This is a genomic window from Bordetella sputigena (assembly GCF_965137885.1).
Lineage (GTDB): Bacteria > Pseudomonadota > Gammaproteobacteria > Burkholderiales > Burkholderiaceae_B > Bordetella_C > Bordetella_C sputigena.
In genome coordinates, this window is sequence record NZ_CBCSCA010000001.1 from 572,939 (window position 1) to 599,230 (window position 26,292).

Here is a 26,292-nt window from a genome sequence, read left to right on the forward strand (position 1 = left end):
CCCTTGCAGGCGCCGCGTGCGAAATGCCTAGAACTTGAACTGCGACACGGCCGCGCCGCGCAGCGGCTTGATGACCGTTTCGAACAGGTTCACCGTCTCGAAGCTGGCGGCCGTCGTGCGGGTGATGCGACAGGCGGTCATGACGGGGGCCGTGCCGACCACCACGACCATGCGGCCGCCGATGCGCAGCTGGTACTTCAGGCCGTCCGGCACCACCGGCACGGAGCCGGTCAGCAGGATGGCGTCGTATTCCGTCGTTCCCCAGCCGTTGCGGCCGTCGCCGGTTTCCACCTTGACGTTGCCGATGTTGTTCATCTGCAGATTCTGCTGGGCGAAGGCCACCAGGCGGCTATCGATTTCCACCGTGGTCACCTGCTGCGCCAGTTCCGCCAGCAGGGCCGCCTGATAGCCCGAGCCCGTGCCGATTTCCAGCACCGCGTCGGTGGGCGCCAGCAGCAGCTCCTGGGCCAGGCGCGCTTCGACCTTGGGGGCCAGCATGGTTTCTCGGGTATCCACCGCGTTGATCTGCAGCGGGATTTCCAGGTCGGAGAACGCCAGCGATCGCAGCGCGGGCGGCACGAAGAGCTCGCGGCGCACCTTGAACAGGGCGGCCAGCACGTTCTCGTCCAGCACGTCCCAGGGGCGGATCTGCTGTTCCACCATATTGAAGCGGGCTTTTTCGACGTCGGGCAGAGTGGAGGCGTTCATGACAGCGGGGAAGAAGAGTTCGGAAGCTGGGCAATTGTACCGATTTGCGTCGCCGGCCTACCACCACGCATGGAAATGATGTACGGGGCCATGGCCCTTGCCCACGTCCAGGCGGTCGGCGTGGCGGATGGCCTCGGTCAGATAGGCTTTGGCGCGGCGGGCGGCCTCGGGCACGTCGCCGGTCTGCGGGATCAGCGCCGCCAGGGCGGCGGACAGCGTGCAGCCCGTGCCGTGGGTATTGCGGGTGGCGATGCGTCCGCCGGGCAGTTCTATCATGCGGTCGCCGTCATGCAGCAGGTCGATGGTGTCGTCGCCGGGCAGGTGGCCGCCCTTGAGCATGACCCAGCGCTGGCCGTCGTAGGCCATTTTGTTGCGCAGGCGCTCGGCGACGCGGCGCATTTCCTTGACCGTCTCCACCGGCCGTTCTTCCAGCAGAACGCCGGCTTCCGGCAAATTGGGCGTCAGCACGGTGGCCTGCGGCAGCAGGGCCTCGCGCAGCGCGCCGACGGCCGCGCGTTCCAGCAGCAGGTCGCCGCTCTTGGCGACCATCACCGGATCCAGCACCACGTGCGCGGGACGCCAGCGCGCCAGCTTTTCCGCCACCACCTGGATGACGGGCTGCTGGCCCAGCATGCCGATCTTGACGGCATCGATACGTACGTCGGCGAACAGCGTGTCGATCTGCTGGCCCACGAAGGCCGGCGGCACCGGCGCGACTTCGCTGACGCCTTCGGTGTTCTGCGCCGTCAAGGCCGCGATCACGGCGCAGCCATAGGCACCCAATGCGCTCATGGCCTTGACGTCGGCCAGCACGCCCGCGCCGCCGGACGGATCGACGCCGGCGATGGAGAGCGCGTTGGGGATCATTTCACCAGGCCCTCGGTGGGCGAGGAGGGCGACGCGCTGTAGAGTTTGCGCGGCATGCGTCCGGCCAGGAAGGCTTCGCGGCCGGCTTCGACGGCTTTCTTCATGGCGCTGGCCATCAGGATGGGATTCCCGGCGCCGGCGATGGCGGTATTCATGAGCACGCCGTCGCAGCCCAGTTCCATGGCGATGGCGGCGTCCGACGCCGTGCCGACCCCGGCATCGACCAGCACCGGCACGCGCGCCTGGTCCAGGATCAGGCGCAGGTTCCAGGGGTTCAGGATGCCCATGCCGGAGCCGATCAGCGAGGCCAGGGGCATGACGGCGACGGCGCCCAGGTCTTCCAGCATGCGGGCCTGGATGGGGTCGTCGGTGCAGTAGACCATGACCTTGAAGCCGTCCTTGACCAGGGCTTCCGTGGCCTTCAGCGTTTCCGGCATGTTGGGGAAGAGGGTGTGCGGATCGCCCAGCACTTCCAGCTTGACCAGGTCGTGGCCGTCCAGCAGTTCGCGCGCCAGGCGCAGCGTGCGCACGGCTTCTTCCGCCGTGTAGCAGCCGGCGGTGTTGGGCAGATAGGTGAAGCGCGACGGCGGCACGAAGTCCAGCAGGCTGGGCTCATTGGCGTTCTGGCCCAGGTTCACGCGGCGGATGGCTACTGTGACGATGTCGCAGCCGCTGGCGTCCAGCGCCTGGCGGGTCTGTTCGAAATCCTTGTACTTGCCGGTACCGACGAGCAGGCGGGACCGGAAGGTGCGCCCGGCGACGGTGAAGGTGTCTTGGGATGGCATGGCGGATGAGGAGTAACTGCCGTTCGCCCGGATGGCGCGCGGCACACCCCGCCATCATAAAGCAGCGGGGCGGCAGGGCGCTGGATGCCCTGTCGCGCCCCGCCGCCGGCGATGGCTCCCGCCGCTCGGGGCGCGGCGAGATGGCGTACTACGACTCGGCCAGTGCCTGGACCAGGCTCGCCAGATGCACCGGGAAAGACCGCGCCCGATACCCGCACGCGTTGTAGAGCGCGTTGGCGAACGCCGCCGAAGCGCCGCAGGCGCCGAGCTCTCCGACACCCTTCACGCCCACCGGGTTGGCCTGCAGGTCGGGTTCGTCCAGCATCACCACCTCGATGTCGGGGATGTCGGCATGGACGGGCAGCAGGTACTCGGCCAGGTCGCCGTTGACGGCGTTGCCGTAGCGCGGGTCGATCTCGATCGCCTCGCGCAGCGTGGCCGACAGTCCCCAGGTCATGCCGCCCAGCAGCTGGGACCTCGCCGTTTTCGGATTCAGGATGCGTCCAGCGGAGAACACGCCCAGCATCCGGCGCACCTTGACCTCGCCCGTCAGGCGGTGCACCGCCAATTCCACGAAATGCGCGCCGTAGGTGTGCCGGGACTTTTCACGCCAGTCCGGCACTTGCGCCGCGGCGGGCAGCGCGCCGCGGGCCGACATGCCGTCAGGATACGCGGCGATGGCCTGCCGCACGAATCCCTGGCCGGGCGGCACGCCGGTGCGTTCCAGCAGCGCCACACACGCGGCATGCAGCGCGGCGGCGGTGTTCGGCGCCCCCCAGGAGCCACCCGAGCCACCGCCCTGGGGCAGGCTGGAGTGGGCGAGCCTCACATCGATCTCACCGAGCGTCACGCCCAGCACCTCCGCGGCCACCTGGGCCAGCACGGTGTAGCTGCCGGTGCCGATGTCGGTCAGGTCCGAGCGCACCTCGATGCGTTGCTGCGGCGTCACCGCCACCTCCACCGTCGTGGCCGCCTGGAAATGCGTGCGTATCGCCGATGCCACGCCCATGCCGATCAGCCACTGGCCCTCTTGCCGGCCGCGCGGCCGTTTGGGCCGTTGCTCCCAGCCGAATCGCGCCGCGCCGGTGCGCAGGCACTGGGCCAGGTTCCGGCCCGTCAGGGGCACGCCGGACTCCGGGTCGACGGCGGTGTCGTTGCGCAGGCGCAGTTCCACCGGATCGATGTCCAGGGCCTCGGCCAGTTCGTCCATTGCGGACTCCAGCGCCAGCAGCCCGGGCAGCTCGCCCGGGGCGCGCACCGCCTCGCCGCCGGGCAGGTCCAGGTGCGTGATGCGGTGCCGCGTCATGCGGTCGGGCGCGGCGTAGAGGGAGCGCCCGACCGTGGCGGTCTGCTCGATGTAGGGATCCTGCTCGTTGGAATACAGCAGGGCTTCATGGCCGATGGCCACGAGCCTGCCTTGCGCATCGGCCCCCAGGCGCACCCGCTGCCGGTGCCAGGGCCGGATGCCGACGAGACTGAACATCTGTTGGCGGGTCAGGCACACCTTCACCGGCACCCCGACCATCCGGGACGCGATGGCGGCGCCCATCAGGTCGGCGTGCACCGCCAGCTTGGAACCGAAACCTCCGCCCACGAAGGGCGCCGACACCACCAGCTTGTCGGGTTCGAGACCGAGCGCGGCGCGCAGCGATCGCTGCACGTACGCCAAGGTCTGGTGACTGGTCGTCAGGTACAGGGTGTCGTCCTCCCAATGGGCCTGCGTGGCATGCGGCTCCAGCGGCTGCGAAGAATGGGGCAAGGTCTCGTAAGTGCGGTCGATGCGCACGGCCGACGCGGCAAAGCCGGCGTCGAAGTCGCCGCGATCCGAGGCCGCGGGGAAGCCGGCGTTGGCCATCTTGGGTTCGATGACGGCGTTGCCTGACGTATACGCGTAGGATCCGCGGGCGGCGGCATACGTTGCCTTGACGGCCCTGGCGGCGTCGCGCGCCTGCTCGAACGTGTCGGCGATAACCAGCGCGATGGGCTGGCCGAAATGCGCGATGCGGGTGTCCGCCAGGATGGGGCGCGCGCGCGTCGTGAAGGCGGGATTGTCCGGATCCCTGCTGCCTTGCTCGATGACATTGCGATGGGTGATCACCAGGCGCACGCCAGGCATGGCGTTGGCCGCCGAAACGTCGAGCCGGGCGATCTCGCCGCGGCCGATGGTGGCCGTGGCGAAGACGCCGACCAGCGTCTTGCCGGTTCCGGCGTGCTCGTACGCATAGGTGGCGCCGCCCGTCACCTTGAGGGGGCCATCCAGGCGGTCGACGGCGCGCCCGACGAGCCGGGTGTCGATACTCGAGGTGTCCAGCCTGGTCATCGATGCTGCTCCTGGGCGTCGATCAAGGCGGCGTGCAGGGCGCGCCGCGCGAGTTCGATCTTGTAGGCATTGTGTTCGGTGGGGCGGGCGCCTTGCAGGACGATCGCGGCGGCGTCGCGCGCGATCGCCTCTGGCGAGCCGAATCCGCGACGCTCCGCGGCCTCCACGCGCCAGGGCTTGGCCGCCAGGCCGCCGAAGGCCAGCCGCTCGATGGCCACATCGTCGCCGTCGTGCCGTGCGATCAGGGCCACGGAGACCGTGGCAAAAGCGTAGCTGGCGCGTTCGCGCACCTTGCGGTAGACATGGGTGCCGTCCACGGGCGGCGGCAGATCGACTGACGTGATGACCTCGGCCCGGCCAAGCGCGGTCTCGATGTGCGGCGTAGCGCCGGGCAGCCGATGGAAGTCCGCGAAGGGGATGCTGCGCTGGCCGTCCGGCCCCAGGACGTGCACGACGCCGTCGAGCGCGCGCATGGCCACCGCCATGTCCGAGGGATGCGTGGCGATGCAGGCCGCGCTGGCCCCCAGGATCGCCAGGTTGGTCGACAGGCCGTCTCTTGCGTCGCAGCCCGCGCCCGGTTCACGCTTGTTGCACGCCATCGCCGTGCCGTAGAAGTACGGGCAGCGCGTGCGTTGCATGATATTGCCCGCGGTCGTCGCGCGGTTGCGCAGTTGCGCCGAGGCGCCGGCGACGATCGCGCGTGTCAGCAGGCCGTACCGGCGCCGCACTGTCTCGTGCGCCGCGAGATCGGTATTGCGCACCAGCGCGCCCACGCGCAAGCCGCCTGTCGCGGTGGGCTCGATGATATCCAGGCCGATGCCGTTCACGTCGATCAGGTGGCCCGGCGTCTCGACCTGCAGCTTCATCAGGTCGATCAGGTTCGTACCACCGGCGATGAGCCGCGCGTCGGGCCTGGCGGACAGTATCGCGACGGCCGCTTCCGCCGACGGGGCGCGCGCGTAGGTGAAGGCCTTCATCCGCGCGTCCCCCGCACATCCATGACGGCCGCGACGATGTTGGGATAGGCGGCGCAGCGGCACAGATTGCCGCTCATGCGCTCGCGCACCTCCGCGGCGGTGGCGGACGGGAACTGCGAGACATCGGCGGTGGCCGCGCTCGGAATCCCGGCGGCGATTTCGTCCAGCGTGGCGACGGCCGACAGCACCTGGCCGGGCGTGCAATAACCGCATTGGTAACCATCGTGCTTGATGAAGGCCGCCTGCATCGGGTGCAAGGCATTGCGACTGCCCAGTCCCTCGATCGTGACGACCTGGCTGCCCTCGTGCATGACGGCCAGGCTCAGGCAGGTGTTCATCCGGCGGCCGTCCACGAGCGCCGTGCAGGCGCCGCACTGTCCATGGTCGCAGCCCTTCTTGGTGCCGGTCAGGCCCAGGTGTTCCCGCAGCGCGTCCAGCAGTGTCGTGCGTGGGTCCAGGGACACCGTGCGCGGCCGGCCGTTGACCGTGATGGTCACCTCCATCGCGGTGGCGGCGCCGGGGCGCGGTTCGGCGGAGGCGGCCTGGGCGAACGACATCAAGCCGGGTCCCGCACCCGAGGCCAGGCCGGCGCCCACGGCCTGGTTGAATCGGCGACGTGTCAGTCGTGGGGTTTCGAAATCACTGCTCATGCACATCTCCTGTCGGCAATTCGCATCGGCACGCGAGGACATGCGTCGAAACCCGGGACCGGAATTTCAGGACAAGCCACATGCCGGATTGCGCGATAGTGCGGAACTCTTGCCTGATCGTCCCGTCACGCACGAGCCCGCAAGGCTGCTCGCCCGTTCTGTTTCGTCGCGCGGACAGGGGTGGTAATGTCTGGTCTCGTATTGCCCCAGGAACCCATTGCACGCCGTGCTGTCGGATGCGTAGAAGGATTCTCCGCGGAGGGGCGCGATGGGCGGTAGCCGCGTCGTCCGCAATCCTTGCACGACTGTCCGATCGATCGCGCGGGCGATGCGTTCGGCTTTCCATCCCATCCCAATAGAGACGCGCAATGGATGCCTTGGCAAGACTTGTGGATGTCGTCGGTCGCCACACGCCGCGGGACGGCATACACGACACGCCGGTTCCCGGCCTTAGACTGATCCGATCCAGCTCGCCCACCCTGCCGCTGCCGGTGGTGTACGAACCTACCCTGTGCCTTGCCGCGCAGGGCCGCAAGCACGTGGTGGTGGGCAACCGTTCATACGACTACGATCATTCCCGGTACCTCGTTGCGTCGGTCGACCTGCCGGTCACGGGCTCGGTCACCGCCGCCTCCGAGGCCGAGCCCTATCTGTGCGTAGCCCTGGACCTGGACATGGGCGAACTGAGCGACCTCGCGCTGCGTTATCCGGTGCCGCCCGAGCCGGAAGAAGTGTTGACCTCGGGCATTGCCCTGAACGAGACGACGCCGCAGTTGCTCGACGCGGCGGCCAGGCTGGCAAGCCTGTTGGACCATCCGGCGGACATCGACGCGCTGGCGCCGCTCGTCACGCGGGAACTGCTCTACCGCGTACTCACCGGCCCGGGAAACAGCATGGTCCGGCAGCTGGCCAGGGCCGATAGCCGCCTGAACCAGATCGGCCGCGCCATCGCCTGGCTGCGCGCGCACTATCAGAAGCCTTGCCGCATCGAGGACCTGGCCGACATGGCCGGCATGAGCCGCTCCACCTTCCACCTGCATTTCAAGGCGATCACCGCCATGAGTCCGCTGGAATACCGGGCGCAGCTGCGCCTGCAGGAAGCGCGGCGCCTGATGGTCGCGGAAGCCATGGACGCGGCGGGCGCGGGTTTCCGGGTGGGCTACGAAAGCCCCTCGCAATTCAGCCGGGACTACGTGCGCATGTTCGGCATGCCGCCGGTCAAGGATTCCCAGCGGCTGCGCGATGCGGTGATGGCGTCCGGCGCGGTCCCGCGAACGGCGGCGGCGTCGCGGGCTTCATAGAGCGATCAAGGGTTTTGAGTGATCAGCGCCGGACGGCCCCGGCGCTGGCCTCACGGGCCCGATCCAGCGCCGCGCATAGCGTTTCCGCCGCATCGATCAGGCGCGGGCCCGGGCGATACAGCATGTCCGCATCAATGCCGACGACGCGGCCGGCCAGCGCCGCCGGGAGGCTGAGCGCCCCCCAGGCGTTCGTTGTGGCCGCCAGACTGGCCGGGTTTGCCATGCCCGTGACGATCACGTCGGGGCGCGCGGCGAGCACGGCTTCCTGTGTGACCTGCGGGGCGGTGACCGGCGCATCGGCGAATACGTTGACGCCGCCGCACAGGCGCAAGGCATCGCTGACGATGCTGCTGCCGTTCAGTGTGTAGACGGGCTCGCGGCCCGCCTGGATGAATACTCGCACGGGCGCGCGCCCGGCGTAGCGGGCCGCCAGTGCATCGATGCGAGCCCGCAGCGATGCGGCCGCCGGCTCGGCGACCGCCTGCGTGCCGAACAGCACGCCCATACGTTGGACCGCCTCCGGGATGTCGCGCAGGGTGCGCGGATCGCTGTAGTACACCGGGACGTCCAGTGCCCGCAGGACGGGTAGCAGAGGCGCGGCGCTCCCGGGCAGCCAGCCCAGCACCAGATCGGGCCGCAGCGCCGCCACCCGTTCGGCGTCCGGCGCCAGGCCGTCGCCGATGGAGGCCAGCGCACGGACCTGCGGCGGATAGTCGCTGCCGCGCGCCACGCCGACCAGTTTGTCGCCCGCGCCCGCCGCGTAGGCCAGTTCGGTGGCGTGCGGCGCCAGCGATATGGCGCGCTGGGCCGGATGCGGCAGTTCGACGGTACGACCGTCGTCATCGCTGACCGAGATGGGGCCGACGGCGGCGGCGGCCGACGCAGCAGCGGTAGCGATTGCGGCAGTCGCGGCAGTCGTCGCATTCGCCATGGGCGCCGCATTCGCCGCGGAGACCGCGGACGCTGGCACCGCTGCCGCAGCCCATGCCAGCAGCGCCGCGGCGATCGCCGTGATACGGCTACGCGCACGCATCGCCGCGCCTTACATCCGCCAGGTCAGGTTCACGAACGCGTTCGAACCCGGCGTGTTGTAGCCCTTGACCAAGGTGTACTCCTTGTCGAACACATTGTTCCAGCGTACCTGAACCTGCAGATTGCGCGTCAGGTCGTAGGAAGCCAGCAGGTTGTACAGGGTATAGCCGCCCAGCCGGTCGCCCGTCAGCGCATCGATGCGATCGCCGCTGGCGTACATTTCCGCGCCCAGCAGAAAGTCGCCGAAGCGATGATCGGCCGACACCCGCAGTACCTTGCGCGCACGCTGCGGCAGGCGGGTGTCCTCGTCCGTATTGCGCGGGTCGCTCAGGTCCAGGCTGGCGCGCAGCCGGGTGTCGCCGAACTTCTTCATGCCGGTCAGGCTGACACCTTCCAGCAGCGCGTGCGACACGTTGAAAGGCTGGAACACGCTGAAGGGATCGTTCGGATCGATGGCCTGATTGATGATCAGGTTCTTGACCTTGTTGTGATAGTAGGTCGCGCCCAGTTCGCTGTCGTCATCCTGGTAGCGCAGGCTGGCCTCGATATTGCGGGAGGTCTCCGGCTTCAGGTCCGGATTGCCGACGAAGCCGCCGTCGTTGGGCCAGTACAGTTCGTTGAAATTCGGCGCGCGGAAGCCGGTATTGGCGCCCACCGTGGCACGTATCCGATTGGTGATGTCGTAGCCGTAGGTCAGGCCGCCCGTGGTGCGGTTGCCGAACTGCGAATTGTCGTCGTTGCGCAGGCTGGCCTGCAGATGATGCGCGCCGAAATCGCCCAGGTATACGCCGGTGAAGGAATTCACGTGCCGGCGCGTTTCCGAATAATCGCCGAAGGTCACCGGAAAATTATTGAAGTTGCCGATATCGCCTTCGACCCGTTGGTCCAGATGCTCGTAGGCCAGCGTCACCTTCTGGTCCTTGGTGAACTGCAGGTCGTTCTGCCACAGGTACTGGTTTTGCCGCGTGCGGAAAGTGCTCTTGCCGTCGGGCGTGTTGAAGGGGTTCTCGTCGCCGGGGACGTTTTCGCTGCGGTTGCGGTCCAGCGTGCTGCCGACGCGCAGCGTGCTGGTCCACATGTCGGTCAAGCGGTTGATGCTGGTCAGCGAGTAGCCCTGCAGATCCTGGATGGAGCGGTCGTTGAAATAGGGCGTGCCGTTGTCGTAGCCACCGTTCACGTGCGTCTGGTAGAACTGCGCGGTCAGCGTCTGGCCGCGCATCCACTCATAGCCCAGCGAGCCGGCCAGGTTGTTTTCGTAGTAGCTGTCGCGGTCGGGATTGTGCAGGAAATTCTTGTCGTTGGTCGCGTCGAAGCCGCGGCTTTGCTGGTAGCTGCTGGACAGGCTGTAGGTCCAGCCCCGCGCCGCGCCGGACAGTCCGGCGCTGTAGCTGCTGCTGCCGTAGGTGCCGCCGCCCACCGAGGCGTAGGCGGACAGCGGGCGGTCCGCGTCGCGCTTGGTGATGATGTTGATCACGCCGCCCAGCGCGTCCGCGCCGTACAGGCTGCTGGCGGCGCCGCGCACGATTTCCACGCGGTCGATGCTATTGGTCGGAATGGCGTTCAGCGCCGCCAGGCCGTTGGTGGCGTTGTTCACGCGCTGGCCGTCGACCAGCACCAGCGTCTGGTTGCTGTTGGCGCCGCGCATGAACAGGCTGGTGACCGTCTGCGGGCCACCGTTGTTGGCGTACTCGATACCGTGGGTGCGCGACAGTACTTCGGCCAGGCTGCTCTGCCCGGCGCTTTCCAGGGTGGCGCGGTCGATGACGCTGACATCCCCCAGCACGTCTTTCAACGGTTCGGGCGACCGGGTGGCGGTGACGACCACGGTATCGAGCTGGGTAACGGGGGGCTGGGCGGCCGTCGCGGCCGGATTCTGTTGAGCAGCGGCCCACATGGGAGCCAGACAGGCGAGCAGCCCGGCGCTGCGCCGGGTAAAGAGGGGCTTCATAGCGAGACCTGGTGATGACGCGCGACCCCGCACGTCGTTCAAAGGGAGCGGAAGACGGCTGGCGGACGGCGCCGCGACGGCGGTGCTAGGCGTTGCGTCGCCCGCTGTCTTCCCCGGACGAACCGGCCGGTATCGGGCTGTCCCGCCCTGTCCGGCAGCCGTGGAGCGGCCTGGGAGACAGGGGCGGGATGACCGTTGCGGGGGCAGCACAGGCCTGGCGCCAGCGGGGGGTCTCATGGACCGCCCGCGCACGCTTTCCTGTTTCCCGTTTATCTTTCACCACGCGGCGCGCCGGCAGGACGCGCGATGCGCTGAAAGCACCGGTTCGAGGGCCCGGAATGTATCACGGCCCCAGGATTTCGCGGGCTTTGTTACCATTCCAGGTTGCTTCTTTGCAATCCATCCGCCTTCCCGCCAGGAACGCCCGTGCCGTCTTATCCCGCTCTGCCTTATCCCCTCGACTCCTATACCCACGGCGGCGCCTTCGTGCGCGCGCTGGATTCGCGCATCCTGATCCTGGACGGCGCGATGGGCACCATGATCCAGCGCTACAAGCTGTCCGAGGCGGATTTCCGCGGCGAGCGCTTCGCCGGGCACGGCAAGGATCTGAAGGGCGACAATGAATTGCTGTCGCTGACGCGGCCGGACGTCATCGCCGAGATCCACCGCCAATACCTGGAGGCCGGCGCCGACGTCATCGAAACCAATACCTTCGGCGCGACCTTCATCGCGCAGGGCGATTACGACCTGCCCGAACTCGCCTATGAAATGAACCTGGCGTCGGCCAGGCTGGCGCGCGAGGCCTGCGACGCCTACAGCACGCCGGAACGGCCACGCTTCGTCGCCGGCGCGCTGGGTCCGCAACCCAAGACCGCGTCGATTTCGCCGGACGTGAACGACCCGGGCGCGCGCAATGTCACTTTCGACGAATTGCGCGCTGCCTACGTCGAGCAGTTGAATGGGCTGCTGGACGGCGGCATCGACGTCGTCCTGATCGAAACCATCTTCGATACGCTGAACGCCAAGGCCGCCATCTTCGCGGTGGAGGAAGTCTTCGAGCAGCGCGGCGTGCGCCTGCCCGTGATGATCTCCGGCACGGTGACCGACGCTTCCGGCCGCATCCTGTCCGGCCAGACCGTGGAAGCGTTCTGGAATTCGGTGCGGCACGCGCGGCCCGTCACCATCGGCCTGAACTGCGCGCTGGGCGCCGCGCTGATGCGCCCCTATGTGGCGGAGCTGTCGAAGATCTGCGATACCTACGTCTGCGTGTACCCGAACGCCGGCCTGCCCAATCCGATGAGCGATACCGGTTTCGACGAATCGCCGGCGGATACTTCGGGCCTGCTGGAAGAGTTCGCGCGCGCCGGCCTGGTGAACATGGCGGGCGGCTGCTGCGGCACCACGCCGGACCACATCCGCGCCATCGCCGAGAAGGTCGTCAAGCTGACGCCGCGCGCGGTGCCGGAGATCCCGGTCAAGACGCGCCTTTCCGGTCTGGAGCCGCTGAACATCGACGAGGAAACCCTGTTCGTCAACGTCGGCGAGCGCACCAATGTGACGGGCAGCAAGATGTTCGCGCGCCTGATCCGCGAAGAAAAGTACGACGAGGCGCTGGCCGTGGCGCGCCAGCAGGTGGAAAACGGCGCGCAGATCATCGACGTCAATATGGACGAGGCCATGCTGGATTCGGTGGCCTGCATGACGCGTTTCCTGAACCTGATCGCTTCCGAGCCGGACATCGCGCGCGTGCCGGTGATGATAGACAGCTCCAAGTGGGAAGTGATCGAGGCCGGCCTGAAGTGCGTGCAGGGCAAGCCGGTGGTCAACTCGATTTCCATGAAGGAAGGCATCGAGCCTTTCCTGCATCACGCGCGCCTGTGCCGCCGCTACGGCGCCGCCATGGTGGTGATGGCGTTCGACGAGCAGGGCCAGGCCGATACGCTGGCGCGCCGCAAGGAGATCTGTGGCCGTGCCTACGACCTGCTGGTGAATCAGGAAGGCTTCAATCCCGAGGACATCATCTTCGATCCCAATGTGTTCGCGGTGGCGACGGGGATCGAGGAGCACAACCGCTATGCGCTGGACTTCATCGAAAGCGTGACGTGGATCCGCCAGAACCTGCCGCATGCGCGGCTGTCAGGCGGTATCTCGAACGTCAGCTTCTCGTTCCGCGGCAATGAGCCGATGCGCGAGGCCATTCATACGGTGTTCCTGTATTACGCCATCCGCGAAGGCCTGACGATGGGTATCGTCAATGCCGGCCAGCTGGGCGTGTACGCGGACCTGGATCCCAAGCTGCGCGACCTGGTCGAGGACGTGGTGCTGGATCGCGCCGAGCCGGTGGGCAAGACGGAAGCCGACGATGAACGCACGCCCACCGAACGGCTGGTGCAGTTCGCCGACACCGTGAAGGGCACGGGGGCCAAGAAGGAAGAAGACCTGGCCTGGCGCGCGCAGCCGGTGGAAAAGCGGCTGGCGCATGCGCTGGTGCACGGGATTACGACCTTCATCGTCGAGGATACGGAGGAAGTGCGCCAGCAGATCGAGGCGCGCGGCGGCCGTCCTATCGAGGTGATCGAAGGGCCGTTGATGGACGGCATGAATATCGTGGGCGACCTGTTCGGCGAAGGCAAAATGTTCCTGCCGCAGGTGGTGAAATCGGCCCGCGTGATGAAGCAGGCGGTGGCGCACCTGGTGCCTTTCATCGAGGAAGAAAAACGCCAGATCGCGGCCGCGGGCGGCGATGTGCGCGCCAAGGGCAAGATGGTGATCGCCACGGTCAAGGGCGATGTGCACGATATCGGCAAGAACATCGTGTCCGTGGTGCTTCAGTGCAATAACTTCGAAGTCGTGAACATGGGCGTGATGGTGCCCTGCGCGCAGATCCTGGAAAAGGCGAAGGAGGAGAAGGCGGATATCGTCGGTTTGTCCGGCCTGATTACGCCCAGCCTGGAAGAGATGGCCTATGTGGCCAGCGAGATGCAGCGCGACGATTATTTCCGGGAGCGCAAGATCCCGCTGATGATAGGCGGGGCCACGACCAGCCGCGTGCATACGGCGGTGAAGATCGCCCCCAATTACGAAGGGCCGGTGGTGTATACGCCGGACGCCAGCCGCGCGGTGGGCGTGGCGACGAACCTGGTGTCGGAGCAGGCCGATGCCTTCGTCGCGGACTTGAAGCGCGAGTACGAAGACGTGCGGCGCCGGCATGCGAATCGCAAGGCGACGCCGCTGGTGTCGCTGGCGGAAGCGCGCGCGGCGCGGCCGGCGATCGATTGGTCGAACTACGTGCCGCCGCGGCCCAAGTACATCGGCCGCCGCACGTTCAAGCATTACGATCTGGCGGAGATCGCGACCTATATCGATTGGACGCCGTTCTTCCAGACCTGGAGTCTGTTCGGGCAGTTTCCGGCGATCCTGGACGATAAGGTGGTGGGCGAGCAGGCGCGCAAGGTGTACGCGGATGCGCAGGCGATGCTGAAGCGGATTATCGACGGGCGCTGGTTGACGGCGAACGGCGTCGTCGCGTTCTATCCGGCCAATCGCGTGAACGACGAAGATATCGAGGTGTACGCCGACGAAAGCCGTTCACGGGTGTTGTTCACGTGGCGGAATCTGCGGCAGCAGGGGGCCAAGCGCGAAGGCGTCGCCAACAAGTGCCTGGCCGACTATATCGCGCCTAAGGATAGCGGCGTTGCCGACTATATCGGCCTGTTCGCGGTGACGGCTGGCCTGGGCATCGAAAAGAAGGAAGCGGAGTTCGCGGCGGCGCATGACGATTATTCGAGCATCATGCTGAAGGCGCTGGCGGACCGGTTCGCGGAGGCCTATGCCGAATGCCTGCATGCGCGCGTGCGGCGCGACTTGTGGGGATATGCCGCGGATGAGGCGCTGGACAATAATGACCTGATCGCCGAGAAGTATGTGGGGATACGGCCGGCGCCTGGCTATCCTGCCTGCCCTGAGCACGTGGTGAAGCGAGAGATGTTCGAGGTGCTGGATGCGGCGGATGTCGGCATTGACCTGACCGAGAGCTATGCGATGTTTCCGGCTTCGAGCGTTTGCGGGTTCTATCTGAGTCATCCCGATTCGCAGTACTTCAATGTCGGGACGATAGGGGAGGACCAGCTGCGGGATTACATCGCGCGCAGCGGGCGTAGTGAGGATGACGTTAAGCGGACCTTGGGGCCGGTGTTGGGGTGATTGTTCGCCGGCGATGGTATTAGTGCTAGTGCCGTCCGGCGGGGCGGTCACCCTGTCGGTCCATCCCGATCGGCCGGTCCGGCGCGCGGGCGCCGGACTCCCGCTTCGTCTTCCTCGTACGGCGGCCGAACGTCACTTGGGTTCTTGCGTCTTTTTTGCCCGGCCGTCCTCCCTTCGGAAGCCCTCGCGCGGCCTCAACGGGCTGGACCGACAGGGTGACCGCCCCGCCGGACTCTGGTGTGCCTTAATCACGGACGCTGCGGCCTTCTGCGTGCTTGGCCCTTCGTTGGTGTGATCTTCCGCCGTAGAAAGAGGTTGCGGTGCCCGGCGCTGCGCGGCCGCCCAGCGCGGCCACGCATCACCTACGCGTCTCGGTGTGCAACGGGTGCTTTCTTGCGGTGATCGGGGCTTGAGACCGCGGCGGTGGTCTGCATCGATTCAGCCGCTGCGCGTTGATGGGTTTCCGCCGCTTGACGATCTCCGCATGGCGGCAGCCGTGGCAAGGCACGGCGCGTAGGTCTTTCCGGGACCGCTGGGGGCCCGGGAAGGCCGCATGCCCAGAGTCACGCCCATCGCATGCATCAATTTCCATTCACCCACCATGGCCCCTGCCACAAAGCCCCCGTCGCACACCAAGACGCGTAGGTGATGCGTGGCCGCGCTGGGCGGCCGCGCAGCGCCGGGCAACGGCAGATCTTTCTTGACCCACACCACGCAGCCACGAAGGGCCAAGAAAACCACCGGTCGCAGCACCGGTGATTAAGGCACACCCGAGTCCGGCGGGGCAGTCCCCCTGTCGGGTCCAGCCCGTTGAGGCCGCGCGAGGGCTTCCGTAGGGAGGACGGCCGGGCAAAAAAGACGCAAGAACCCAAGTGACGTTCGGCCGCCGTACGAGGAAGACGAAGCGGGAGTCCGGCGCCCGCGCGCCGGACCGGCCGATCGGGCTGGACCCGACAGGGGGACTGCCCCGCCGGACGGCACTAGCACTAATGCCCCCGCCGGCTGACGATCAAGCGGCCACAAGCGCCCAGACCGAAGATCGCCAACGATCACACGATAAAGAATTGCCCTACCGTCCCATCTCCCAAGCTCGCGCCAGCAGACACAGGCACTCGTACATCAGGGTCGCGCCCAGCAGCGCCGTATTCCCGCTAGGGTCATACGGCGGCGCCACTTCCACTACGTCAGCTCCACGCAGATCCAGGCCTTCCAGCCCGCGCAACAGCGTCAGGGTTTCGCGCGTGGACAGGCCGCCGATCTCCGGCGTCCCGGTGCCTGGCGCATACACGGGATCGAGGCCATCGACATCGACGGAGAGATAGCTGGGACCATCACCGACCACGCGGCGCGCTTCGGCGATGACGGCCTCCACGCCCATTCGGTCGAACTCTTCGATGAAGATCACCCGCATGCCCGATTCGAGCGAATAGCGCCAGCCTTCGTCGGAATTCTGTGCGCCGCGGATGCCGATTTGCACCGTCCGCTTCGGATCGAGCAGGCCCGCCTCGACCGCCCGGCGAAAGGGCGACCCATGGCTGAATTTGGAGCCGATGAAATCGTCCCAGGTATCCGTGTGCGCATCGATATGCACCATCCCCAATGGCTGCCGCGGCGCCATGGCCTGGAAGATGGGGTAGGTGATCGAATGGTCGCCGCCGGCCACCAGCGTACGTTTGCCGGCCGCGTAGATAGGCTCCAGGAAGCGCCGGATATCCGCGTGCGAGTTCTCCAGATGGAAGACGTCGGTGAACGGCACGTCGCCTACATCGGCCACCCGGCAGGCGGCGAACGGGTTGTACCGGGTCACGTGATGGATGGCGCGCGTCATCGACGACATATTGCGGATTTCGCGCGGACCGTAGCGCGCACCGGGACGCGCGGTCACGCCGCCGTCGAAGGGAACGCCGACGATGCCGATGTCGAACTCTTCCAGCCGCGTCGTATGCGGAACGCGCATGAAAGTCGGAATGCCGCTGTAACGCGGCTGCGCCTGCGCGCGAGTATCCGTGGCGGAATGCATGGATGGCGTTGGATCAGAACGTGGTGGGCGTGTTCACCCACAGCACCCGCGTCACCGTCTTGCCCGGATTGCGATAGCTGTGCGGAACATCGCTGGAAAAATAGAAGGAATCGCCGGCATCCAGCAGGTGGATTTCCGTTCCCAGGCGCAGTTCGAAGCGGCCTTCGATGACATAGCCCATTTCCTCTCCGGCATGCGCGATCTGCTCCAGGCTTTCGGCCAGGGGCTCCAGCACGTGAATGTCCGCCTGCAGCAGCTGGCCCCGCATCGGCACGATGACCCGCTCCAGCTTGACCCCGCCCTTGCGGCCGCGCGCCTGGCTGAAGGCCAATATGGGGCGGTCGGCGGCGCGGGTGACGGGCGAGGCGGGCGGCGCGTCGGCGGCGGTCAGCTCGGCCACGTTGGTGTCCAGCGCGTGCGCCAGGCGATGCAGCGTGGCCAGCGATGGCATCGTCTGGCCGCGTTCGATGCGGGAGAGCAGGCTTTCCGAACACCCGGCGGCCTCGGCCAGCGCTTTGAGCGTCAGGTTATGCACCATGCGGGCATGCTTGACGCGCGGACCCAGGGCGGCGAGTCCGCGCTCCGGCGTCGAGGGGGAAGGTCTGCGGGTGGCCATGGCGGGATTTTATGCCTGGTCCAGCACCTGGAAATGAACTTCCACCGGGCGGTTGTCGTTGATCGGGATGATGTCCTGCGGGCAGGCCGACATGACGACGATGCAGTCCATTTCGGCGCGCAGGTCCACGTAGTCGCCGGCCTTCGAGACCGGGGCCAGCCATTGCACGCCGCCTTCCGCGCCCACGGGAATGTTCATCCACAGGTTCAGCGGCTGCGGCACTTCGCGGGCGCGCAGGCCGATGGCCTTCAGCGCCATGCGCATGTTGTCGGCGCAATTGTCGTGGTAGTGCTCGACGCCCAGGTTGCGGTAGCGATAGGCGTCGCAGGCGGCCATCAGGGTGTCATGCACGCCGGGGGAGGTATCGGCGGTCAGCGTCATGATGGGCCGGCGGCGGTTGCTGCCCAGCGGATCGCCCACCTTGGGGATGATGCGGTCGATCATCGCGCGCGCATGCTCCATCGACATGAACTCGCTGAGGTCGTCGGCCTTGAAGGCCCAGGTGTCGCATACCTGGCTGCCGTGGGTGTTGATGATGCGGATGACCTGGCCCTTGGACAGGCGCACGGCGCGGCCGTTGCGGGCCGGGACTTCATAGACCTTGCCCGGCTCGGCGCGGCCGTCGGGCGAGATCGGCTCCAGATGGGTGTTGTTCAGGCCGACCGGTTCACCGTTGTCGGCGACCTGCGGGATGCTGGTTGCGGTTTCCATCGTGTTGATTCCTAGCGGGTGGGGGTGGATGAATCGGTGTTGCGCGAATCGGCGGGCGTGGCGTCGCCGTCCTGCGCCAGTCCGGCCAGGCACCAGGCCAGGGCGCGGGCGCAGGCAGCCAGATCGTCGATGTGGGTGTGCTCGCCGGGGTGATGGCTGACGCCGCCGATGCTGGGCGCGAACAGCATGGCCGTGGGGCAGAAGCCGGCCAGCGGCATCGCGTCGTGGAAGGCGCCGGAAAGCATGTCGGCGTGCCGTAGTTCCAGCGCCTTGCAAGCCTGCCTGCCGAGCTCGACCAGGCCCGGATCGAAGCCCACTGTCGGCTTGTGCTGCAGGACGTCGACCGCCGCGCCCGGCGGCAGCAGGGCATGCAGTCGCGCTTCCAGCCCGTCCAGCACCCGCGTTTCGGGGTGACGCGCATCGACGGTGAACACGACCTGATCGGCGATCGTGTTGATGGAGTCGGGGCGGCATTGCCAGCGGCCTATGGTCAGGCGCAGGGCGTCGTCGTCCTGCCCGCGGCCGTATTCCAGCAGGGCATGGGCCAGCGCGATCGCCTTGGCCTGCGCGTCGTCGCGCGCGGCATCCGGCGTGGTACCGGCATGCGCGCTGCGGCCCGGCACGGTGACGCGATACCAGCGCACGCCTTGTATGGCCGTAACGCAGCCCACCTGCAGGCCGCGCGCTTCCAGGATGGGACCTTGTTCGATGTGCGCTTCGATATAGGCGTGCAGCGGCCGCGCCAGCGGCGCGTCGAACCAGCGCCAGCCGGCTTCGCGCGCGGCCATGGCGAAGTCCTCGCGCGCATCGTTGCAGGCCTGCAGGAAGCTGACACCCTGCGCGTCCGTCGTGTCGCGGAATGCGGCCAGGCGTGCGGGATCGGTGTACGAGACCGAGCCCATCAGGCCGGGCGCGAAGCGCGAGCCTTCCTCGTTGGTCCACATGACGGTTTCGATGGGGCGCTCGGTGCGCAGGCCGGCGGCATCCAGCGCGGCGAAGACTTCCAGTCCGGCGACCACGCCAAAGGCGCCGTCCAGCCAGCCGCCCAGCGGTTGCGTGTCGACGTGGCTGCCGGTCAGCACCGGCGCCGCGTTGGCGTTTGCGCCATGGCGCCGGATGTAGACATTGGCCGCGGCATCGATGCCGACGGAATACCCTGGGCGGCCGGCGAATTCGGTGGCCAGCCAGCGGCGCGCCAGCAATTCCTGCGGCGTCAACGCCTGCCGAGCGACGCCGCCGTGGATGTCGCCGGGCCGCGCGGCACCAAAGGACGCCAAACCTTGCAGCCGCGCCCGCAGGCGATCGCTGTCGACGGCACGCGCGGCGCGCATGGGCAAAAGGGATGTGTCTTCCTGTCGCCGCGCGGTTTCCTCTCCAAGGGAGGATATGCGCTTGGGGAGGCCCGATTCGCTCATGCCTGGCCCCCCGCCGGCGCCAGGCTGCGCCGTATCCACGGTTGCAGGAAAGCGCGGATGCGCGGATGCGCGGGCCGCCGGATGATCTCGTCGGGACCGCCGATGGCCAGGATGCGTCCTTGCTCCATGAAAACGATGCGATCCGATACTTCCGCCGCGAAACTCATCTCGTGCGTGACCATCACCATGGTCATGCCCTCGCGCGACAGCGACTTGATTACTTCCAGCACTTCGTCCACCAGCTCCGGATCCAGCGCCGATGTCGGCTCGTCCAGCAGCATGGCCTCCGGCGACACCGCCAGCGCGCGGGCGATGCCGACGCGCTGCTGCTGGCCGCCGCTCAGCCGCGCCGGCATGGCGTCGGCCTTGTCGGCCAGGCCGACGCGGTCCAGCGCCTGCAGGGCGATCTGGCGCGCCTGGCTCGCGGGCTTGGCGCGCGCCAGCGTCAACGGCGCCATCACATTGGCCAGCGCCGTCATATGCGGCCATAGATTGAAGTGCTGGAACACCATGGCCAGCGGCGCGCGCACTTCGGCGACGGCCCGGTCGCTATCGCGCGCCAGCGTGCCGTCGGCGCCGCGCCGATAGCCCAGCAGCGCGCCGCGGATATGCACTTCGCCTTCGTCGTAGGCTTCCAGGAAATTCATGCAACGCAGCAGCGTGGTCTTGCCGGAGCCGGACGGCCCGATCAGCGTGACGACTTCGCCGCGCGCAATGTCCAGGTCGATACCGGACAGCACGCGATGGTCGCCGAAGGACTTGCCGACGCCGCGCAGCGAGATCATCGGCAAAGCGGCGCCGGTGGAGGTGGTGTCGGTCATGGATGGATCCGGTTGCATGGACGTTGCATCGTGTCGGGGAGCGCCTTCACGCGAGTGGTCGCGCCAGCCGCCGCGTCAGCAGCCTGCCGATGCGTCCGATGGCCAGCGCCAGCAGCCAGTAGCAGGCCGCCAGCAGGATGTAGGGTTCGACGTAGACGAACTGCGCGGAAACGATGCGCGAAGCCGTCAGCGTCAGTTCGGGATAGGTAATGACGGACGCCAGCGCCGACTCCTTCACCAGCAGCACGGTCTGGTGGGCGATCAGCGGCACGGCGGCGCGCAGCGCCTGCGGCAGCTGGATGTGGCGGAAGATGCGGCGGCGATCGATGCCCATCACCTGCGCCGCCTCGATCTGGCCCGGCGGGATGGATTCCCAGCAGGCGCGGAATATCTCGGCGAAATACGCGCCGCTGTAGATCGACAGCGTGATGGCTGCCGCGGCATAGGGGTCCAGTGAGATGCCGATGCTGGGTAGCCCGAAGTAAACGATGAATAGATGGATCAGGAAGGGAATGCCGCGCCAGACCACCGTGTAGACCCAATAGAGCCAGACGAACAGCCGCCGGCCGGTCTCGCGCAGCATGTGCGCGATGAACCCGCTCAGCAGCCCGCCCGCCAGCGCGGCGATCACCAGCCCGATGGTGTGCAGGACACCCGCGCCGAAGTCCGGCAACAGCGATAGCATCAGGTCGATATCCATCATGTCTTCCGGATGGCGTTGCGGCGGATGACGGCCCGGCTGGCGTGGCGGCTGCCCGCCATGCGGCGGGCCAGCCAGGTGCCCAGCAGGAAGACGGCGGCCGTCAATGCCAGGTACACGGCGCCGGTGGTCACATACACTTCCAGCGGCCGGTAGTTGCCGGCCACGATCTGCCGCGCGGCGCGCGCCAGGTCGGCGACGGCGATCACCGACACGATGGCGGAATTCTTGATGACGTCGATGGCCTCGGACACCACGGCGGGCCACACCGCCCGCGCCATCTGGGGCAGCTGGATATGGCGGAAGACCTGGCGCGGCGTCAGCCCGAAAACGGCGCCGGCCTCCAGTTGTCCGCGGCTTACCGCCGCCAGCCCGCTACGCAGGATCTCGCATTGGAACGCCGCGGAATTCAACGCCATGGCGACCATGGCCGCGAGCAGCGGCGGCAGGTCCACGCCCAGCGCGCTGGGCAGGTAGAACAGCATCAGCATCTGCACCAGCATCGGCGTGCCGCGAAAGAAGCTGATATAGGCGATCACGGCCAGCCGCAGCGGGCTGTGCTTGCCGCCGGTCAAGGTGCATCCCAGCAGCAGGGCGCCCAGCAGAAAGCCGCCGACGATGGCCACCGCCGCGACCAGCACGGTAGTGGCGGCGCCCGTGCCCAGGATGGGGGCATAGGCGGCCAGGCGCTCGAGCAAGGTGGGACCGTTCATCGCCGCGTGCTCACATCTCGGGCGTCGGTACCTTGTCGGTGGGCACGTCCATGGTGAAGCCGAACCACTTCATCTGCAGCTTCTGCAGTTCGCCGCTCTGCTGCGCGCGGGCGATGCCGTCGCTGAAGAACTTCACCAGGCTGGCGCTGTCGGCGTCCTTGCGGCCCACCCAGCCGAAATAGGTCTTGGGACCGATGGCGCCTTCCATCACGGCGTAAACGTCGCCGCGTGTCTTCACCAGGGTGGCCAGGTTGGCCAGCGATTGCGCCACCGCGTCCAGGCGGCCGGCCGCCAGATCGGCGTAGGCTTCGTCGAAGCTGACGTATTCGCGGATAGTCACCGCCGGTTTGCCCGCCGCTTTCAGCTTATCGGCATAGGCTTGCAAGGCCTTCAGCTGCGCCGAGCCGGTTTGCGAGCCGACCGTCTTGCCCGCGATGCCGTCGGTGCTGGTCAGCCCCGTATCGGCCTTGCGCTTCACCAGCGCGGTGGTGGCGTCGGCGATGGGCACAGTGAAGGCGAATTTGTCCACGCGTTCCTTCGTCATCGTCACCGACGTCACGATGAAGTCGAACTTGCGCGTGGCCAGTCCCGGCAGGATGCCCTGGAAGGGCACATCCAGCTGCTTGACCTTGACGCCGGGCAGTCCGGCCATGATGGTATTCATCAGATCGGGCCCGTAGCCGACGATCTTGCCATCCTGCAGGTACTCGAAGGGCGCGAACTGCGCTTCGGTGCCTACGACGATTTCCTTCTTCTGCTTGACGGTGTCCAGCAGGTCCGCGTGCGCGGCACCGGCCGCGACGAAAGCCAGCATGGCCAGGATCGAACGACTGCGCAGCATGAGTAACCCCTTGATAGCGATGCCCGCCCCGGGCGGGAGACGATTATTGGTGCAAGTGTCATGTGTTTTATGCAAGTCACTTGCATGACATGCACGCAACATGCATGCCAACTTTTCGCCATGGGAAGGGGGGCGAGCGGCGTTGGGGGAATGCCCCGGCGTGGGTAAAGGATGCGCCAGGACGGTGCGGCGTGCACCGTCCTGGGCGCGCGGCCGATGCTTACTCGGCCCGCGACGGCACGGCCGACGCCGGCCTGCTGGCGGCCCGCGGCCGGGCCAGGAAGATACCCGCCAGGATCAGGACCAGGCCGACGGCGTGGTAAGACTGCGGCGCGACGCCCAGCAGCAATACCGACAGCAGCACCGTGAAGATGGGCGTCAGGTTCATGAAGAAGATAGGCAACTGGGGACTGGTGCGCGCGACCGCGGTCTGCCAGCAGAAAAAGGCCACCAGGGACGGAAAGATGCCGATATAGCAAACGATGGCGACCGTCTTCCAATCCACCGCGATCGCCGCATAGCCGCCCCACGCATGTTCGGCCAGCACAAAAGGCAGGCTCCAGGCCAGCCCCGCGGCGATCTGCGCGCTCAGCAATACGTCCGTCGGCAGCCGCGACGGCCGGCGTTTCAGCAGCCAGGTGTACAGGCTCCAGGCGAAGGTGCCGGCCAGCATGAAGAGATCGCCGCGCACGAAATGGATGGCGTCCAGGCCGCCCAGGCGGCCTCCCAGCATGACCCAGGCGACGCCTATCACCGATAGCGCGGCGCCGCAGGCGCTGCGCGCGCTTATGGGCGCGCCGAACATCAAACGGCCCAGCAGCAGGATGAAGACCGGCGCCGACGATCCGATCAGCGATGTGTTGATGGGATTCGAGGTGGTCAGCGCCAGGTATTGCAGCGCGTTGTAGCAGGTAATGCCCCAGAACCCCGCGACCACGATGTCGCGCCATTCCGCGCGCAGCACTTCGCGATGGCGGGCGAGGCGGCGCGCGACGAAAGGCAGCAGCACCGCCAGCGCCATCGTCCAGCGCAACGTGTTCAGGGTGATGGGCGGGATCAGGCCGGCGGCCATCTTGCCGACGATGGCATTGCTGCCCCACAGGAAAGGGGGCAGGAGCAGGGCGAGGAACAGGCGCGCGTTCATGGCCGCAAATCCTGCCTGCCGTTCTGCCTGCCGTTCTGCCTGCCGTTCTGGCTTAGCGCCCGCGCGGCAGCCGCGCCGCTCGCCACCGCCGTCAAGACGGCGTCCTCGCGGGACTACCCGGCCCCAGCACCAGATCCGCGAAAGCCTTGCCCTTGCCGATGATGTGATCGCGCATCGCCTGCGCGGCGGCCTCGCCGTCGCCGGCGCGTATCGCCCGCACGATGGCGTCGTGCTCCGCGCACGACACGCGCAGCCGCCCCGGTTGATCGAACACGTTGCGGCGGAAATTCGACAGCCGCAGGCGCGCGTGGGCGATCTCGTCGCGCACGATGGTATTGCCGCTGCCGGCGTAGATCAGCTGATGCAAAGCCAGGTTGGTCTCCTCATAGCCCGGCCGGTCATTGTCGCCAGCCTGGGCGGACGCTTTCTCGTGCAGCGCGCCCAACGCGTCGCGCTGCGCCGCGCTCATGCGCTGGGCGGCCAGCCGCGCGGCCACGCCTTCCAGTTCGCCCAGGTATTCCAGCAGGGCGATCAGCTCGGCGGCCCCCGGCTTGTAGACGAAGGTCCCCGCGCGCGGAACGATGGCCACCAGTTTACGCGCGGCCAGCATCAGCAGCGCCTCCCGCACCGGGGTGCGCGAGACCTCGAACTGCGCCGCCAGCGCTTTCTCATCCAGCGGCATGCCGGGCGGCAGGACGCCCTCGGCGATGTCGCGCTCGATCAGGGCGCGGATGCGCTCCGGCGTATTGACCGCCGGACCATTGTTTTGCTCCATGTTGATAATTTTAGCTACGCTATTCATAATTACAACAAGCACATAAATTATTACCAAGACGAGGAGACGAGATGAGACGCGTCCTGACGGCGGCCCTGCTTGCCGCCACCGCCCTGACAGGCACCCTGTTCCATACACCTGGCGTAGCCGCCTACCCCGAGCGTCCGATACGCGTCATCGTACCGGTTCCGCCGGGCGGCATTATCGACCAGGTGGTGCGCATAATTACGCCGCCCATGGCGGAAATGCTGAAACAGCCCATCGTGGTCGAAAACCGGCCCGGCGCCAGCGGCAATATCGCGGCCTCCTTCGTCGCCCGGTCGGCTCCCGATGGCTACACCATGCTGGCGGGCTATTCCATGTTCCACGTCGGCAACCCCGTCATGTTCCACAAGCTGGACTGGGACCCCGTCAAGGACTTCGCCCCGGTCGCCATGCTGGTGTCCTCGCCGCACGTCATCGCCGTCAATCCCAAGCTGCCGGTCCATACCCTGAAAGAGCTGGTGGACTACGCCAAGGCGCATCCCGGCGAGCTGAACTACGCGACCTCCGGCAACGGCTCGGTGCCGCATATCGGCATGGAGCTGTTCAAGCAGAGGACCGGCGTGCAGATCACGCACGTCCCCTACAAGGGCGCCGGTCCGGCCATCCAGGACGTTCTGGGCGGCAACGTCCAGATGACGGTGGCCACGCCGCCCTCGCTGGCGGGATTCGTGACCACCGGCCGCCTGCGCCCGCTGGCCATCGCCGCCAAGTCGCGCATTCCCATGCTGCCCGACGTGCCGACCACCGCCGAGGCGGGCTTCCCCGGTTTCGAGCTGGAAGCCTGGGTGGCCTTGTTCGCCCCCGCCGGCACGCCCAAGGACGTCGTCGCGATGCTGAGCGAAGCCGCGCAGAAATCATTGCAGACGGATAAGGTCAAGGATGCCCTGGCGGCCGCCGGCGTCTCGGCCTGGTACCTGACACCTCCGGAACTGGACCAGCAGGTCCGCAAGGACATCGATTACTGGCAGCCGGTCATCCGCAAAGCCAACATCACCATTGAATAACGGGCGCGACGCCCAGGGAGTCATGCATGAATATCGATACCAACGACGCCAATGTCGTACGGGCCTCCAGGCTGGACTGCGGCGCCTTGAGCGATGCGCTGGATCGCCTGGGCATCGTGGGGCAGTGCTACAAGATCAAGCCGTGCGATCCGTCGTTCCGCCTGGCCGGCCGCGCCTTCACGGTGCTGTATGAGCCCACCACCATCGAAACCGGCAACGTCGGCGAATACATGGACGATGTGCCGCCGGGGCGCGTCATCGTCATCGACAACCGCGGCCGCGATGAAATGGGCACCTGGGGCAATATCCTGACCGAGCTGGCCCACCATCGCGGCATGGCCGGCACGGTCATCGACGGCAACAACCGCGACGTCGCGCTGTGCCGCGAGCTGGGATACCCGATTTTCAGCCACGACACGTGGATGCGTACGGGCAAGGGCCGCATCCAGCTCAAGGCGCTGGAAGTTCCCGTCATCATCGGCGGCGTGGTGGTCAATCCGGGAGACATCCTGCGCGGCGATGCCGACGGCGTGGTGGTCCTGCCCAAGGTGCGCGAGAACGAACTGCTGGACGTGGCGGAACACATCGCCAGCCAGGAAAAGCAGCTGCGCGACGCCATCCGCGGCGGCATGCGCATGGACGAGGCGCGCAAGAAGTACCGCTACCACGATCTGCAAAGCCCGAAGTACTGAGCGT

General features: G+C 67.2%; 22 protein-coding genes. 4 read left to right on the forward strand and 18 right to left on the reverse strand.

Going from position 1 to position 26,292, the window contains the following annotated elements; translation table 11 throughout:
- Window positions 1-27: 27 nt before the first annotated feature.
- The 6 genes from ACNA0R_RS02695 to ACNA0R_RS02720 form a co-directional block, all read right to left on the reverse strand.
- Window positions 28-708 carry a protein-L-isoaspartate O-methyltransferase family protein gene (locus tag ACNA0R_RS02695; RefSeq protein WP_415824338.1) on the reverse strand — a complete coding sequence of 227 codons (681 nt, stop codon included), beginning with the start codon at window positions 706-708 and terminating at the stop codon, window positions 28-30.
- 57 nt (window positions 709-765) lie between these two features.
- On the reverse strand, window positions 766-1,575 hold the full coding sequence (gene thiD, locus ACNA0R_RS02700; protein ID WP_415824339.1) for a bifunctional hydroxymethylpyrimidine kinase/phosphomethylpyrimidine kinase: 810 nt from the start codon (window positions 1,573-1,575) through the stop codon (window positions 766-768).
- Window positions 1,572-2,360 (reverse strand): thiazole synthase, encoded by a 789-nt coding sequence (locus ACNA0R_RS02705; RefSeq protein ID WP_415824340.1) that lies wholly within the window; start codon window positions 2,358-2,360, stop codon window positions 1,572-1,574. Before ACNA0R_RS02705 ends, thiD begins: the two co-directional genes overlap by 4 nt.
- A 148-nt stretch (window positions 2,361-2,508) precedes the next feature.
- Complete coding sequence (locus ACNA0R_RS02710; protein WP_415824341.1) at window positions 2,509-4,680, reverse strand: molybdopterin cofactor-binding domain-containing protein; 2,172 nt, start codon at window positions 4,678-4,680, stop codon at window positions 2,509-2,511.
- The gene (locus tag ACNA0R_RS02715; RefSeq protein WP_415824342.1) at window positions 4,677-5,657 is read right to left on the reverse strand and encodes an FAD binding domain-containing protein; all 981 of its coding nucleotides are present in this window, start codon (window positions 5,655-5,657) and stop codon (window positions 4,677-4,679) included. Before ACNA0R_RS02715 ends, ACNA0R_RS02710 begins: the two co-directional genes overlap by 4 nt.
- Window positions 5,654-6,307, reverse strand: a complete 654-nt coding sequence (locus tag ACNA0R_RS02720; RefSeq protein WP_415824343.1) for a 2Fe-2S iron-sulfur cluster-binding protein — start codon at window positions 6,305-6,307, stop codon at window positions 5,654-5,656. Before ACNA0R_RS02720 ends, ACNA0R_RS02715 begins: the two co-directional genes overlap by 4 nt.
- Window positions 6,308-6,675: 368 nt before the next feature.
- On the opposite strand from ACNA0R_RS02720, the gene ACNA0R_RS02725 reads away from it, so the two are divergent.
- Window positions 6,676-7,608 carry an AraC family transcriptional regulator gene (locus ACNA0R_RS02725; protein ID WP_415824344.1) on the forward strand — a complete coding sequence of 311 codons (933 nt, stop codon included), beginning with the start codon at window positions 6,676-6,678 and terminating at the stop codon, window positions 7,606-7,608.
- A gap of 22 nt (window positions 7,609-7,630) precedes the next feature.
- Here ACNA0R_RS02725 and ACNA0R_RS02730 read toward each other — a convergent pair whose 3' ends face one another.
- On the reverse strand, window positions 7,631-8,539 hold the full coding sequence (locus tag ACNA0R_RS02730; protein ID WP_415824345.1) for a cobalamin-binding protein: 909 nt from the start codon (window positions 8,537-8,539) through the stop codon (window positions 7,631-7,633).
- Between the two features lie 111 nt (window positions 8,540-8,650).
- On the reverse strand, window positions 8,651-10,588 hold the full coding sequence (locus tag ACNA0R_RS02735; protein ID WP_415824346.1) for a TonB-dependent receptor domain-containing protein: 1,938 nt from the start codon (window positions 10,586-10,588) through the stop codon (window positions 8,651-8,653).
- Window positions 10,589-11,014: 426 nt separating this feature from the next.
- Between ACNA0R_RS02735 and metH the strand changes: the two genes are divergently transcribed.
- Entirely contained in the window at window positions 11,015-14,791 is a 3,777-nt protein-coding gene (gene metH / locus ACNA0R_RS02740) for a methionine synthase (RefSeq protein ID WP_415824347.1), read from the forward strand.
- 1,069 nt (window positions 14,792-15,860) lie between these two features.
- Here metH and speB read toward each other — a convergent pair.
- The 10 genes from speB to ACNA0R_RS02790 form a co-directional block, all read right to left on the reverse strand.
- On the reverse strand, window positions 15,861-16,748 hold the full coding sequence (gene speB / locus ACNA0R_RS02745; protein ID WP_415824349.1) for an agmatinase: 888 nt from the start codon (window positions 16,746-16,748) through the stop codon (window positions 15,861-15,863).
- A 76-nt stretch (window positions 16,749-16,824) separates the two neighbouring features.
- Entirely contained in the window at window positions 16,825-17,427 is a 603-nt protein-coding gene (locus ACNA0R_RS02750) for a cupin domain-containing protein (protein ID WP_415824350.1), read from the reverse strand.
- Window positions 17,428-17,436: 9 nt separating this feature from the next.
- Entirely contained in the window at window positions 17,437-18,138 is a 702-nt protein-coding gene (locus ACNA0R_RS02755) for a DUF1989 domain-containing protein (protein ID WP_415824351.1), read from the reverse strand.
- Between the two features lie 11 nt (window positions 18,139-18,149).
- Window positions 18,150-19,553 carry a M20 family metallo-hydrolase gene (locus tag ACNA0R_RS02760; RefSeq protein WP_415824352.1) on the reverse strand — a complete coding sequence of 468 codons (1,404 nt, stop codon included), beginning with the start codon at window positions 19,551-19,553 and terminating at the stop codon, window positions 18,150-18,152.
- The gene (locus ACNA0R_RS02765; protein ID WP_415824353.1) at window positions 19,550-20,374 is read right to left on the reverse strand and encodes an amino acid ABC transporter ATP-binding protein; all 825 of its coding nucleotides are present in this window, start codon (window positions 20,372-20,374) and stop codon (window positions 19,550-19,552) included. Before ACNA0R_RS02765 ends, ACNA0R_RS02760 begins: the two co-directional genes overlap by 4 nt.
- A 46-nt stretch (window positions 20,375-20,420) precedes the next feature.
- Window positions 20,421-21,077, reverse strand: a complete 657-nt coding sequence (locus ACNA0R_RS02770) for an amino acid ABC transporter permease (protein ID WP_415824355.1) — start codon at window positions 21,075-21,077, stop codon at window positions 20,421-20,423.
- Window positions 21,074-21,787: an amino acid ABC transporter permease gene (locus ACNA0R_RS02775; RefSeq protein ID WP_415824356.1), complete on the reverse strand. Its 714-nt coding sequence runs from the start codon at window positions 21,785-21,787 to the stop codon at window positions 21,074-21,076. The genes ACNA0R_RS02770 and ACNA0R_RS02775 overlap by 4 nt, the downstream gene beginning before the upstream one ends.
- 10 nt (window positions 21,788-21,797) lie before the next feature.
- The gene (locus ACNA0R_RS02780; RefSeq protein ID WP_415824357.1) at window positions 21,798-22,628 is read right to left on the reverse strand and encodes a transporter substrate-binding domain-containing protein; all 831 of its coding nucleotides are present in this window, start codon (window positions 22,626-22,628) and stop codon (window positions 21,798-21,800) included.
- A 220-nt stretch (window positions 22,629-22,848) separates the two neighbouring features.
- Window positions 22,849-23,772, reverse strand: coding sequence for a DMT family transporter (locus ACNA0R_RS02785; protein ID WP_415824358.1), 924 nt, complete (start codon window positions 23,770-23,772; stop codon window positions 22,849-22,851).
- A 91-nt stretch (window positions 23,773-23,863) separates the two neighbouring features.
- A complete protein-coding gene (locus ACNA0R_RS02790; RefSeq protein WP_415824359.1) occupies window positions 23,864-24,547 on the reverse strand; it encodes a GntR family transcriptional regulator in 684 nt (227 codons plus the stop codon).
- Window positions 24,548-24,618: 71 nt separating this feature from the next.
- Here ACNA0R_RS02790 and ACNA0R_RS02795 point away from each other — a divergent pair, with 71 nt between their 5' ends.
- Together ACNA0R_RS02795 and ACNA0R_RS02800 are read left to right on the forward strand one after the other, a co-directional pair.
- On the forward strand, window positions 24,619-25,596 hold the full coding sequence (locus ACNA0R_RS02795) for a Bug family tripartite tricarboxylate transporter substrate binding protein (RefSeq protein WP_415824360.1): 978 nt from the start codon (window positions 24,619-24,621) through the stop codon (window positions 25,594-25,596).
- Between the two features lie 26 nt (window positions 25,597-25,622).
- Window positions 25,623-26,288 carry an RraA family protein gene (locus tag ACNA0R_RS02800; protein ID WP_415824361.1) on the forward strand — a complete coding sequence of 222 codons (666 nt, stop codon included), beginning with the start codon at window positions 25,623-25,625 and terminating at the stop codon, window positions 26,286-26,288.
- The last annotated feature ends 4 nt before the right edge of the window (window positions 26,289-26,292 follow it).

Excerpts from the sequence above, each read along its gene's own strand:
- ACNA0R_RS02695 (WP_415824338.1), bottom strand. The coding sequence starts at position 708 with ATGAACGCCTCCACTCTGCCCGACGTCGAAAAAGCCCGCTTCAATATG.
- thiD (WP_415824339.1), bottom strand. The coding sequence starts at position 1,575 with ATGATCCCCAACGCGCTCTCCATCGCCGGCGTCGATCCGTCCGGCGGC.
- ACNA0R_RS02705 (WP_415824340.1), bottom strand. The coding sequence starts at position 2,360 with ATGCCATCCCAAGACACCTTCACCGTCGCCGGGCGCACCTTCCGGTCC.
- ACNA0R_RS02710 (WP_415824341.1), bottom strand. The coding sequence starts at position 4,680 with ATGACCAGGCTGGACACCTCGAGTATCGACACCCGGCTCGTCGGGCGC.
- ACNA0R_RS02715 (WP_415824342.1), bottom strand. The coding sequence starts at position 5,657 with ATGAAGGCCTTCACCTACGCGCGCGCCCCGTCGGCGGAAGCGGCCGTC.
- ACNA0R_RS02720 (WP_415824343.1), bottom strand. The coding sequence starts at position 6,307 with ATGAGCAGTGATTTCGAAACCCCACGACTGACACGTCGCCGATTCAAC.
- ACNA0R_RS02725 (WP_415824344.1), top strand. The coding sequence starts at position 6,676 with ATGGATGCCTTGGCAAGACTTGTGGATGTCGTCGGTCGCCACACGCCG.
- ACNA0R_RS02730 (WP_415824345.1), bottom strand. The coding sequence starts at position 8,539 with ATGGCGAATGCGACGACTGCCGCGACTGCCGCAATCGCTACCGCTGCT.
- ACNA0R_RS02735 (WP_415824346.1), bottom strand. The coding sequence starts at position 10,588 with ATGAAGCCCCTCTTTACCCGGCGCAGCGCCGGGCTGCTCGCCTGTCTG.
- speB (WP_415824349.1), bottom strand. The coding sequence starts at position 16,748 with ATGCGCGTTCCGCATACGACGCGGCTGGAAGAGTTCGACATCGGCATC.
- ACNA0R_RS02750 (WP_415824350.1), bottom strand. The coding sequence starts at position 17,427 with ATGGCCACCCGCAGACCTTCCCCCTCGACGCCGGAGCGCGGACTCGCC.
- ACNA0R_RS02755 (WP_415824351.1), bottom strand. The coding sequence starts at position 18,138 with ATGGAAACCGCAACCAGCATCCCGCAGGTCGCCGACAACGGTGAACCG.
- ACNA0R_RS02760 (WP_415824352.1), bottom strand. The coding sequence starts at position 19,553 with ATGAGCGAATCGGGCCTCCCCAAGCGCATATCCTCCCTTGGAGAGGAA.
- ACNA0R_RS02765 (WP_415824353.1), bottom strand. The coding sequence starts at position 20,374 with ATGACCGACACCACCTCCACCGGCGCCGCTTTGCCGATGATCTCGCTG.
- ACNA0R_RS02770 (WP_415824355.1), bottom strand. The coding sequence starts at position 21,077 with ATGATGGATATCGACCTGATGCTATCGCTGTTGCCGGACTTCGGCGCG.
- ACNA0R_RS02775 (WP_415824356.1), bottom strand. The coding sequence starts at position 21,787 with ATGAACGGTCCCACCTTGCTCGAGCGCCTGGCCGCCTATGCCCCCATC.
- ACNA0R_RS02780 (WP_415824357.1), bottom strand. The coding sequence starts at position 22,628 with ATGCTGCGCAGTCGTTCGATCCTGGCCATGCTGGCTTTCGTCGCGGCC.
- ACNA0R_RS02785 (WP_415824358.1), bottom strand. The coding sequence starts at position 23,772 with ATGAACGCGCGCCTGTTCCTCGCCCTGCTCCTGCCCCCTTTCCTGTGG.
- ACNA0R_RS02790 (WP_415824359.1), bottom strand. The coding sequence starts at position 24,547 with ATGGAGCAAAACAATGGTCCGGCGGTCAATACGCCGGAGCGCATCCGC.
- ACNA0R_RS02795 (WP_415824360.1), top strand. The coding sequence starts at position 24,619 with ATGAGACGCGTCCTGACGGCGGCCCTGCTTGCCGCCACCGCCCTGACA.
- ACNA0R_RS02800 (WP_415824361.1), top strand. The coding sequence starts at position 25,623 with ATGAATATCGATACCAACGACGCCAATGTCGTACGGGCCTCCAGGCTG.